This window comes from Paenibacillus rhizoryzae (assembly GCF_059686995.1).
Map to the genome: position 1 here is coordinate 858,528 of NZ_JCAALT010000001.1, position 11,009 is coordinate 869,536.

At 49.8% G+C, this 11,009-nt stretch carries 11 protein-coding genes; 10 read left to right on the forward strand and 1 reads right to left on the reverse strand.

Annotated elements, in window-relative coordinates; genetic code table 11:
- Positions 1 to 41: 41 nt before the first annotated feature.
- The 8 genes from AC6ESO_RS03845 to AC6ESO_RS03880 all read left to right on the forward strand — a co-directional run bounded on the left by AC6ESO_RS03845 (position 42) and on the right by AC6ESO_RS03880 (position 8,028).
- Positions 42 to 923: an AraC family transcriptional regulator gene (locus AC6ESO_RS03845; protein ID WP_091217040.1), complete on the forward strand. Its 882-nt coding sequence runs from the start codon at positions 42 to 44 to the stop codon at positions 921 to 923.
- A gap of 23 nt (positions 924 to 946) precedes the next feature.
- A complete protein-coding gene (locus AC6ESO_RS03850; protein ID WP_497090213.1) occupies positions 947 to 2,362 on the forward strand; it encodes a sulfatase family protein in 1,416 nt (471 codons plus the stop codon).
- A 159-nt stretch (positions 2,363 to 2,521) separates the two neighbouring features.
- Positions 2,522 to 3,532, forward strand: a complete 1,011-nt coding sequence (locus AC6ESO_RS03855; RefSeq protein WP_497090214.1) for a HoxN/HupN/NixA family nickel/cobalt transporter — start codon at positions 2,522 to 2,524, stop codon at positions 3,530 to 3,532.
- A gap of 74 nt (positions 3,533 to 3,606) precedes the next feature.
- A complete protein-coding gene (locus AC6ESO_RS03860; protein WP_494817443.1) occupies positions 3,607 to 3,888 on the forward strand; it encodes a DUF3886 domain-containing protein in 282 nt (93 codons plus the stop codon).
- 130 nt (positions 3,889 to 4,018) lie between these two features.
- Complete coding sequence (locus AC6ESO_RS03865; protein ID WP_210659139.1) at positions 4,019 to 4,453, forward strand: hypothetical protein; 435 nt, start codon at positions 4,019 to 4,021, stop codon at positions 4,451 to 4,453.
- 366 nt (positions 4,454 to 4,819) lie between these two features.
- Positions 4,820 to 6,586, forward strand: a complete 1,767-nt coding sequence (gene abc-f / locus AC6ESO_RS03870; RefSeq protein ID WP_497090215.1) for a ribosomal protection-like ABC-F family protein — start codon at positions 4,820 to 4,822, stop codon at positions 6,584 to 6,586.
- Positions 6,587 to 6,820: 234 nt separating this feature from the next.
- The gene (locus AC6ESO_RS03875; RefSeq protein ID WP_497090216.1) at positions 6,821 to 7,540 is read left to right on the forward strand and encodes a hypothetical protein; all 720 of its coding nucleotides are present in this window, start codon (positions 6,821 to 6,823) and stop codon (positions 7,538 to 7,540) included.
- A gap of 47 nt (positions 7,541 to 7,587) precedes the next feature.
- Positions 7,588 to 8,028 carry a GNAT family N-acetyltransferase gene (locus AC6ESO_RS03880; protein WP_497090488.1) on the forward strand — a complete coding sequence of 147 codons (441 nt, stop codon included), beginning with the start codon at positions 7,588 to 7,590 and terminating at the stop codon, positions 8,026 to 8,028.
- A 66-nt stretch (positions 8,029 to 8,094) separates the two neighbouring features.
- Here AC6ESO_RS03880 and AC6ESO_RS03885 read toward each other — a convergent pair whose 3' ends face one another.
- Entirely contained in the window at positions 8,095 to 8,934 is an 840-nt protein-coding gene (locus tag AC6ESO_RS03885; protein WP_497090217.1) for a 3'-5' exonuclease, read from the reverse strand.
- A gap of 210 nt (positions 8,935 to 9,144) precedes the next feature.
- Between AC6ESO_RS03885 and AC6ESO_RS03890 the strand changes: the two genes are divergently transcribed.
- On the forward strand, positions 9,145 to 10,020 hold the full coding sequence (locus tag AC6ESO_RS03890; protein WP_497090489.1) for a permease: 876 nt from the start codon (positions 9,145 to 9,147) through the stop codon (positions 10,018 to 10,020).
- Positions 10,017 to 10,922: a TIGR03943 family putative permease subunit gene (locus AC6ESO_RS03895; protein WP_497090218.1), complete on the forward strand. Its 906-nt coding sequence runs from the start codon at positions 10,017 to 10,019 to the stop codon at positions 10,920 to 10,922. The genes AC6ESO_RS03890 and AC6ESO_RS03895 overlap by 4 nt, the downstream gene beginning before the upstream one ends.
- The last annotated feature ends 87 nt before the right edge of the window (positions 10,923 to 11,009 follow it).

Consider the following 11,009-nt stretch of genomic DNA (forward strand, 5'->3'; position numbering starts at 1 on the left):
CCAGATGCGCAAGTCAGACTCGTTGGTGAAGGAGGGCGTGTATGAAGGATATCCTTAGCAGTACCGGGTTTATGAAAGTGGAATTTCCCTTCTGGATTACACGCACGGTTCAAGGCTCCATTCGTGAGCATGGGCATGAATTCGTCGAGCTTGTATATGTCGTTAGGGGCAAAGGGATGCATGTCTTTGAAGGCACGCATTACGCCGTGCATGCCGGTGATGTGTTCATTATCAATCCCGGTGAAACCCATGCTTACGAAGTAGAAAAGGGCGAGCAGATGGAGATTATCAACTGCTTGTTTATGCCTTCCTTCATCCCGGATGCGCTGCTGGCCGAGCTGGAAATCACCGGTTCAATGGACTACTTCTACGTTCATCCCTTCCTGAAGGAAGATGTCCGGTTTAATCACCGCCTTAATTTACATGGTCAGGATGCCGCCCATGTACTGATGCTGCTCGAAAATATGCTGCGGGAGATGAACGGACGTTCGATTGGCCACACTACCCTCATTCGGCTGCAGCTAATCGAGCTGCTCGTCTTGCTCTCACGTTATTACACGTTGATGCAGCAGCAGCGCGCACACCCTTCACCTCGCCAGATGGAAAGAGAAATGACGGCGAAGCGCATTTATGGTTATCTCGAACGCAACTACGAGAAGAAGATTACGCTTCAATCATTATCCTATCTGTTTAGCTCCAGCATTCGGCAGCTTAATCGTCTGATGCAGGAGGAATACAATCGGAGCGTATTTGAAGCGCTTCATGAGGTGCGGATTGAACGCGCCAAACATCTGCTGATGGAATCCGACGAGAAGGTTATTGTCATCGCGACGATGGTCGGCTATGAAGATCAATCCTTCTTCAATCGGTTGTTCCTAAGGCATGTAGGCTGTTCTCCGAGCCAATACCGTGTAAGCGGCTAACCCGAGAGGAGACAACAACCGTCATGGTACAGCGCCCTCCTAATATATTGTTAATTACAGCCGACCAATTGCGTTATGATTGTGTCGGCTACAGCCGCGTCTATCCCGTCCAAACGCCAAACCTGGATCGGCTTGCGGCCCAAAGCACGGCGTTCCACCATGCGTACTCGCATATTCCGGTATGCAGCCCTGCCAGGCAGTCGATGCTTCATGGCAGAAGAGCCGAAACAATCGGCGCGCTGTGGAACTATAATGCGTTTCTGCCGGTGGGCAGCTTGCAGCCGGAGCAGTATTCTTGGAGCACGGCACTTGCGCAGCAAGGATATCGCTCTGCCTTCCTTGGCAAATGGGGTGTCAATCCAAGCGAGGATCCGACAGCGTTCGGCTATGACTCCTATGTGAGTGAAACAGAGTATCGAGAATTTCGGAAGAACCGTTACCCGGAGCTAACCTATACGAATGGCTATTTCGGTGAGACCAACCCGATTCCGCTTGAGGATTCGGAGACGCATTGGTTCGCGGATCGAGCAATCGAAGCAATCGATCAGTTGAACACCGGGCCGGAACCTTGGCATGTGGCTGTTCACTTTGCCGAGCCGCATCTCCCATGCCGCCCAGCCGGAAGGTTTGCTGATATGTATGATCCGAATCAGATTCCGGAATGGCAAGGATTTCGAGAATCGTTCCAGGGCAAACCTTATATTCAGCAGCAGCAGCTTGTAAGCTGGGGCGTGGAAAACTATACATGGGCGGACTGGGCACCGGTGGTTGCCCGCTATTACGGCATCATTAGCCAGCTTGATGAAGCGATTGGCCGGATTCTTGAGTCGCTTGAGCGAATGGGAGCCGCGGAGAATACGGTCATTATATTCACGGCGGATCATGGCGATATGTGCGGCTCTCATCGGATGATGGATAAACATTATATTCTCTATGACGATGTGGTGCGTGTACCGCTGATGATTTCATGGCCGGGCCACTTCCAATCTGGGGCAGCAAACGATGCATTCGTCTACAACTTACTTGATATGGGCCCTACCTTGTTGGAGCTTGCCGGAGTTATCGATGAGCCGCCTGTGAGGTTTCATGGCCAATCGATCGTACCTCTGTTGAATGGCAGCTTATCGCAGCAGGGGGCGAACTGGCGGGATGAGATTGTAGCGTCCTATAACGGTCAGCAATTCGGCCTATATACGCAGCGCATGATCCGGACGCAAACCTGGAAATACATTTGGAATTTAACGGATACGGATGAGCTCTATGATCTACAGTCCGATCCGGCCGAGTTAATCAATGTCATTGGGGAAGCGGCGCACGCAGAAGCGGTGGCAGACCTGAGGAAACGTTTGTTTGACCGGCTTTCTGAAGATGAGGACCCGGTCGTCTCCAATGAATGGACACGCAGACAGCTTCTAAATGGAGCAAAATTGCATAAATAAGAGAGACATGGATCGGAGTGCGAACCAGACTGGCAACAGTTTGGGCACTCCTTTTTTATGGATCCGTTTTTGGGTATAGCTTTTCCAAAGCGTTCCTTTTATAATGAATTCACATATTCTTGTTAGATTATCTGACATGGTGAAACGGAGGGAAGACGGATGCATGAACTTTGGAAACAGCGCAAATCTTGGGCAGGCTACGTAATCGTCGTCTTGGCTCTTCATTTCATGGGTTTCATTGGGTTAATGGTGGCGGTACGCGCGGATGCAGGATTCTGGAGCCTCGGATTATTAGCGTATACGCTTGGCATGCGTCATGCGTTCGACGTGGATCATATTGCTGCTATCGATAACACGGTGCGTAAGTTAGTCCAACAGAAACGGAATCCGCTAGGAGTAGGCTTCTATTTCTCACTGGGCCATTCGTCGGTCGTATTCTTGATGGTGCTTGCCATTGCTTTCTCGGTGAAGTGGATTCAGAACGAAATGCCCTTCCTACAGCATACGGGCAAGCTGATCGGGACATCGGTTTCGGGTATTTTTCTGCTGTTAATCGGTATCATCAATTTACTCGTGCTCATCAATTTGTTTCAGTTGTTCCGCAGTATGCGCAGCGGCAATCATAATCAGAATGAACTGGAAGAGCTATTGGAAGCGCGGGGGTTGTTCTCCAGGCTGTTTAAGCCGCTGTTTCGTCTCATTAGCCGCAGCTGGCATGTGTATCCGCTCGGATTCTTGTTCGGCCTTGGCTTTGATACCGCAACAGAGGTAGGGCTGATGGCGATTTCCGCAGGCGCGGCGCAGAGCTCCGTGTCCATCATCGGTATTCTCGCGCTGCCGCTCTTATTCGCATCCGGCATGAGTCTCTTGGATACAGCAGATGGCATGTTTATGACCAAAGCTTACCGCTGGGCCTTCAATACACCGCTTCGGAAAATGTTCTATAACGTTACCGTCACAAGTGTATCTGTCATATCGGCGCTGTTGATCGGCATGGTGGAGCTGCTGCAAATTCTAACGGAGAGGCTGAACCTGCAAGCTCCGTTCCTGCAGTGGGTTAGCAGGCTTGATCTGGGAGACCTCGGTTATTTCTTAGTCGCCTTGTTCGCCATTGCATGGCTTGTGTCGGTTGTCGTCTGGAAGACGATGAAGCTAGAGGAACGTTATTAGTCGCGCTGCTCTAGCTAGGGTACTAGCAACGAAGCGCTCTGACTTGCTATAATGATCGCAGGTAGGTGATCACGATGGCTAAGAAATCGAAGTACAAACCGGCTTCCCACTCGCAGCAGCAGCAGAAGCAATCCAATGAGGAGAAGCCTGCGACACTGAAGGATCTATTGCGACCGGAAGTGCTTGATAAGCTTAAAGGCGCGGCTCAGGATTTAAAAGATGCGGAAGAGAAGCGTAAGGCAGACCTACGCAAGCAGGAGGAAGACGCGCGCGCGGCTGAGAAGAAACGGCAAGAGAACGATTTCGAATATTTGTTGAACAACAGTAAGATGGATTGGCGTAATAATAAAAGCTAAATGTAATGAAAGCTCCCGTCTAGCCAATAGACGGGAGCTTTTTTCTATGGAATTATTTGGATTGCACGACCACCTGTCCAATCTTTATCCTTCTATTTTACATATGAATACATAAAGGAGGTGATGTATTATGGCTACAATTTTGCTAGATTCGAAAACATCACAAAATGCGAGTTACGCCAACTCCATTGCTATTCCGATCACGGTAATCAACACGCCTAACCTGATTGCTCAGCAAACACTCAATTTATCCGCAGGTGTTGCCGGACAAACACGGGTTGAATTTACAGGCGTAGCTGCAGTTCAATTGCCGCTTCTTCCGCTTCTGACAACGATTAATATCTTCGTTACGAGAGGGTTGACATCAGCAGATATCAACGTGTTTTCCGCTTCGCAAAACCTTGATCTGAGCATCGTCGGACCGCAGCTGCTTGCGTTCTCCGGCTCTGATTTCAACGCGCCTAATATTGCGAATCAAGCGTATTCCGTTTTCATCCAATCTTCTGCACTTGGTACGATTCGTGTAGGACCAGAGAGCTTCAACTTCACCGCATACTCTAACTAAACTTATTTTTTAAATTAGAGGGGTGCAAGCACGACATCATCATGCTATAATGGGGTATCTTGAACGTTGTAGGAGGTATCCAATTAGACATCATGTGGACCTAATTTTCTGTCGATCATGATTTTCGAAAATGACGATAAGAAATGAGCTCAGCCTGTGCGCGGAGCGGAATAGGTTACGTGTGTCTATAGGAGAAGACTCCTGCTGCCTTGATGGATGCCAATCATTGGCGTTTATTTTAGGTATGTTCACGCTATCTCTATATCCGTATATCCTAAGCCGCAGGCGTGCCTTGCGGTTTTTTTGTTGTCTTCGACAATCATCGCCCATGTCAGTTGTTCAACTAAACTAAAAGTGGTGATTGGTATGACATTATTAACCTTACGCGGAATAAAGAAGAGCTTCGGCGACACGAATGTACTCGTGAAAGTAGACGCCGATCTGGCAAGCCGGGAACGAGTCGGCTTGGTCGGAATGAATGGCGCAGGCAAAACAACATTGGCAAATATGATCTTCGGCAGCATCCAGCCTGATGAAGGCAAGCTAACGTTTCATAAGGATCAGCTGCGCATGGGGTATTTGCTGCAATCCACCTCGTATACGGTCAGCACGTTCAGTCAAATGATGGACCCTGCTGCAGAATCACGCGAAACCGAGCAGTTCCTACAGACAGCAAGTCATCTGGGCTTGCAGAAGGTGAAGGAGTGGGACGGCGAGCGCCTAGCCGGACTTAGCGGAGGCGAGAAGACGAAGCTTGCCATCGCTCATATCTGGGCTTCGAAGCCGGATATTCTGCTGCTCGATGAACCGACGAATCATTTGGATTTTGACGGGGTAGATTGGCTTGTACAAGAGTTGAAACGGTATAGCGGTACGACAATCGTGATCTCGCATGACCGTTATTTCCTGGATCAAACCGTTGACCGGATTATCGAGCTGCAAGATGGCGTATCGACGTCCTTTCCCGGCAATTATACGTTCTACCGGGAGGAGAAAGCCCGCCGCTTCCAAAGCCAGCTGCATCAGTTTGAAGAGCAGCAGAAATATGAACAGAAGATTGAAGCCGAAATCAATCGGCTGAAGAACTGGTCGGATAAAGCGCATCGCGAAGCCGGAAAAGTCGGGAAAATGGCTGAAATGCGCACAGGCGTGAAAGAATTTTATCGCAGCAAGGCCAAAGCGATGGATAAGCAGATCAAGTCGCGTTTACACCGGCTGGAGAAGATTGATCTGGAAGGCGTGAAGAAGCCGGTTGAAGAAGTCAAGGTATCCTTCGGCTGGGATCAGCCGGAGAAACGCGGCCGCCGCATCGTAGAAGCGCAGCGGATAGGCAAGTCCTACGGCGGTAGATCGTTGTTTGCCGACAGCTCGTTCTATCTGCAGCGTGGCGAGAAAGTCGGCTTGCTTGGACCAAACGGCAGCGGAAAGACGACGCTCATTCAAATGCTGCTTGGTCAGAAAGCAGTCGATGCCGGTCAGCTGTGGATCAGTCCGACTGCAAAGGTCGCTTATCTAACGCAGGATGTGTCGGATCTGGATCAACGGCGCACCGTTCTTGAGCTGCTGCAAGACAGCCATGAAATTCGCAGTGATGTTGGGAAAGCGAGGACGATGCTGGCTAATATGGGCTTTGATGCTTCCATGCTGCAGAAGCCGATCGCGCAGCTAAGTCTCGGAGAGCGGACTCGTATTAAGCTGTCGCAGCTTATGATGCGTGAACAGGATCTGCTCATTCTGGATGAGCCGACGAATCATTTGGATTTGCACAGCCGTGAGCAGCTTGAGGAGACGTTATCCGACTATCGCGGAACGCTGATTGTGGTCTCCCATGACAGGTATCTGATGGATAAGATCTGTACGAAGCTGCTTGTCTTCCAAGATGGCGGGATCAAGCGGATCGAATCCGGTTACGAGGCGTTTCGCGAGAAGCCGCAATTACAGTCCGGCGAGAACAAGAAAATGAATGGGGATGCAAAGCAGCAGCTGGAGGAAGAGAAGATGGTTATCGCGAACCGAATCGCCTTCCTACTCGGGGAGTTCAGTTTGCTGAAGCCTACAGATAGCCGTTATATGGAGCTCGACGCAGAGTATAAGCAGCTCCTTGCCCAGAAGAAGCAGTTGAATACACGATAACATTCATGATGAGTTATGTTGGCCTTTTATGGTGCCGCATAACTCTTTTTTTATGGGCGAGCAGCAACCCGGTCATGTGCTTCAATTGCTTGAAAATGAGAAACGACTTCACAGGTTTCGAATATAATATCTTAACGTTTGCAGCAGTGAATGACAACGTATTCACCGCCGCATACTAAGTGCTGACGGTCGCACTAGCATATTCGGCCAACACAACAGGGCGGTGACAACAGCATGCAGGCAGATGTTACCTTGGATTGGGATGTCTACTTATTGGCGGGCGTAGGCTCGAGTCGTACTATTTTTGCGGAATGTGTGAAGGAACTGCAGCGTCGCTATGCCGAAGCCGGTAAAGCTTCGAGCATCAGGGAGCTATTCCCGTATGGCGATCACACACATAATTTCTTTCAACAGCTGGTGAGGGTGCGGAAGGATTTATACCGAATCCGGCGTGCGGTACAGTTTGGAGCTCGCGCCGTCGCGGGGCAGGTGCGCAAGCAATCCTCAGGCAAGCCCGTGCTGTTCATCGGGCATAGCGGAGGGGGCGTAGCCGCTTACCAAGCCGCTGTCATGCTGCATAAAGAAGGCGTGATTCCGGATTGGCGAGTTGTGCAGGTGGGGTCACCAAAGATGCCGATTGCTGCGGACTACATTAGTAAAGTACATTATGTCGTGGCGGTAAACGAGAAAGGTGCGTGTGCCGATTTAATAACGCGGCTTGGCAGTTGGGGCGGCATTAGCCGAAACCGGTATGGCATGTGGTACTGGAATCGTGTAAAATATGCTCCGAAACATATTATTCCGCTTCCGTTGATCGGAGGGCATCAACACTATTTCCGCAAAGAAGCGCCATACATTCATCCCGAGCGCGGCTCTAACCTGGTTGTCATGATCGACATGATCTGGGAACGGGTGGCCAGGGAACTGGCACTTGCAGCTTCGAGTTTGATGTAAGCGCGGTATTGCAGGGCAAGAAGGGGATTTGCGCCATGATCCGTACCATTCAAACGTACCAAGCGACGATGCATGACCTTCCGGAGCTAGCCAATTTATTTGATCTATATCGGCAGTTCTACGGCCAGTCTACCGATCGAGAAGGCGCGCTGCGGTTTCTGAAGGAGCGGTTCGTTCATCGTCAATCGGTCGTATTTGTCGCAACGTGTGATGATCAATTGATCGGTTTTACACAGCTGTATCCGACCTTCTCCTCCATCTCCATGGAGCGGTCGTGGATTCTAAACGATCTCTATGTCCTGGATGCCTATCGGAGCGCAGGGGCCGGGCAGCTTCTGCTCGATGCCGCGAAGCAGTACGGCGAGCAGACAGAGGCGAAAGGAATCGAACTGTCCACCGCGGTTGATAATAGGGCGGCACAGCGCCTTTATGAGCGAAATGGCTATGAGAAGGACGATCATTACTTGCACTATTTCCGTAAATTATAAGAAAAAGCTTGGTTAGCAACGCATCTGCCATGCATTGCGCGCACCAAGCTTTTTTCTATGCTTCGATTAGGCTTCTGTTGTGGATTCGCTGCTGCTGCTAGTGGATTCACTGGTCTCGCTCGTTTCCGCTTTGCTCGAGCTGCGGATTTTGCGCGGGCCTTTAGCCATTTCAGAATTGAAATAGGCTTCAAGCTCAGCAACTTTACGCGGGTCCTCAAGTGTAACTTTACCGCTTAGGACATGCTCCACAATCATCGCCCAAGTCGGCGTAACTTTCTGGGATGCGATAATGCGGATCGCGTTCTTGACGATTTTGCGTTCCTTCGCGTTTGAATAGACGTCCTTGAACTGCTGAATCCGCTCGAAATCCATATGTTCAAATACAGCGCGGAAGATATCCGCCGTCATCCGAGCATCCTCTAACGCACGATGGGCATTGTTCTCTTCACCGCCAAGACCCAGCTCGTTGAGTGCCGTTTCAACGCTTACATCGTTCGTGACGTCCTTGTAACGAATATAGCCTTTCAACAAATCGAAGTAATTAACCGCGATCCAATACGCATCGTCCATCTTATGCATGCGCGTATCGAACACGATCCGCTTCATATCTTCGCCGCCCCAAGTGACGAACAGAAAGTTCTCATTAGAGCCGAGCCAGTTCATAAAGTCGCGAATGACGGCCGGGAAACCTTCTGCCGCATCGATACCTTCTTGCGGAATGCCGGTTTTCTTCTTAATAAATTCGTTGAGCTTGGCAAAATAGACCGGTTTGACTAATGCCGAGAATTCAGCAATGGGCTGCAATTCCGCATTCAATCTGACCGCTCCGATTTCGATAACCTCCATCGGCAATTCACTTGCGAATTTGCGTCCGTTAAACTCGATGTCTAAAATAATGTAGTCCAATTACGAAACCTCCGCTGCATTGTTGTCGTCCTTCATTGTAACAGAATTAAGGCCATGCTGTCTTGCATAGTCGGAAGTCGCAGCTTTATTCGTAATTCTAGCATTTTGAGCCGGATTGATAGATAATGGAGTCCGAATAACCGTTCGTTCGGTACATAGCAGGAGGTGCCTGTGGTTACGTTTCTACAGCTCAATACGATATTTTTAAGCATGATTATGGAAGCGATTCCTTTTATCCTGCTCGGCGTCATCATTTCGGGACTTATCCAGACGTTTCTGTCTGAACGTTGGATCGCACGAATCCTTCCGCGTAACCGTTACTTGGCTTCCTTAATTGGCTGCGGCGTGGGACTGTTCTTCCCGGCCTGCGAGTGCGGGATAGTTCCCATAACAAGGCGGCTGATTCGCAAAGGTGTACCGCTGCATGCGGGCATTGCGTTCATGCTGACCGGTCCGATCATTAATCCGATCGTGTTGTTTGCTACCTATATCGCATTCGGCAACGATTGGAGAATGGTGCTGATCCGCGGTGGAATGGCAATCGTTGTCGCGTATATCACGGCAATCGTCATTTCATACCTGTATCCGAAGCTGCCGCTTAGAGGGATGGAGGGAGCGGGTGCTGAAATTGCAGCCAGTGCCGACATTATTCCTGCTGATAACGTTGGTGTGCCGTTGCGTTCACGCTTATATGAAGTGATGCTGCATGCGATTGACGAATTCTTCTCGGTCGGAAAATATTTGGTATTAGGTGCATTCATCGCGGCTTCGATGCAAACCTTCATTCCTACTTCCACGCTGATGCATATCGGCAGCACGCCAATTACAGCCTCTCTGATGATGATTGGACTAGCGTTCGTGATGTCGCTGTGCTCGGAAGCCGATGCTTTCATTGCTTCCTCGTTTCGGAGTACATTCTCGATCGGTTCCTTGTCTGCTTTTCTCGTATTCGGACCCATGATCGACATCAAGAACACGCTTATGCTGCTGGCTGTTTTCCGTGGAAGGTTCGTTTTCGTACTCATTGGACTGGTTGCGGCTTGCACGCTGGCTTCGTCGTTACTTGTAGGGAGGTTGATGGGATGATTCGTCTCTATGTGCTTGCCGGTTTCGCATGCTTGTTTATTATGATGCACCTCGGCGGCAATTTGAATAAATACATTAATCTGAAGTACGCCTATTTGACGCAAAGCGCGATCGTGATGTTAATGATTCTGTTTCTGTTCGAATTCGTGCGGCTGTATAAGAAGGAGAGAGAAGAGAACAAGCGGAAGCACGCGCATCATGATCATCACGAGCACTTAGACTATATGCATGAACATGCGCATCCACATGCGCATCACGACCATTTCGGCCACTCGCATGAACAACCCATTCGCTGGAAACGGATTGTCTCTTACAGCATCTTGATTTTTCCGCTGCTCACCGGTTTCTTCTTGCCCGTTAAGACGCTGGACTCCAGTTTCGTGAAGGCCAAGGGTTTCTCGTTTCCGAATTTCGATGCTTCCGCAGATAATCCCGGCTTCCATCAGTTTCTCAAGCCTGATTCCAGTGTGTTCTACGGCAAACAAGGGTATGCGAAGGTGTCTCGAGAAGAGCTTCAGGAGTTTCTGCCTTTGAAGGAGGTTGGATTGACGGATACCAACTACTTGAAGGGGCTTGAAGCGGTCTATAACTTCCCGGATGCGTTTATCGGCCGGAAGCTTAGCTTTGACGGGTTTGTTTATACGGGGGAGCAGACGGAAGCGAATCATTATTTCGTATTCCGCTTCGGTTTCATACACTGCGTAGCGGATTCCGGCGTCTTCGGCATGCTGGTTGATTTTCCGTCAGACACGGCTGCCTTTCATAATGATGAGTGGGTACGAGTAACCGGCACGTTATCCTGGTCGTTCTACCAACCCTTCAAGCAAACGATTCCGATGCTGAAAGTGAGCGAATGGAAGTCGATTCCGAAACCGAAGGACCCTTATGTATACCGCACATAGCTTACCAACAGGAAAGGCTCTCCGCTCAGATTTCGAATGAGCAGAGAGCCTTTATTTCCATTTCCAATGTTCCTCGCCATTCTGTGC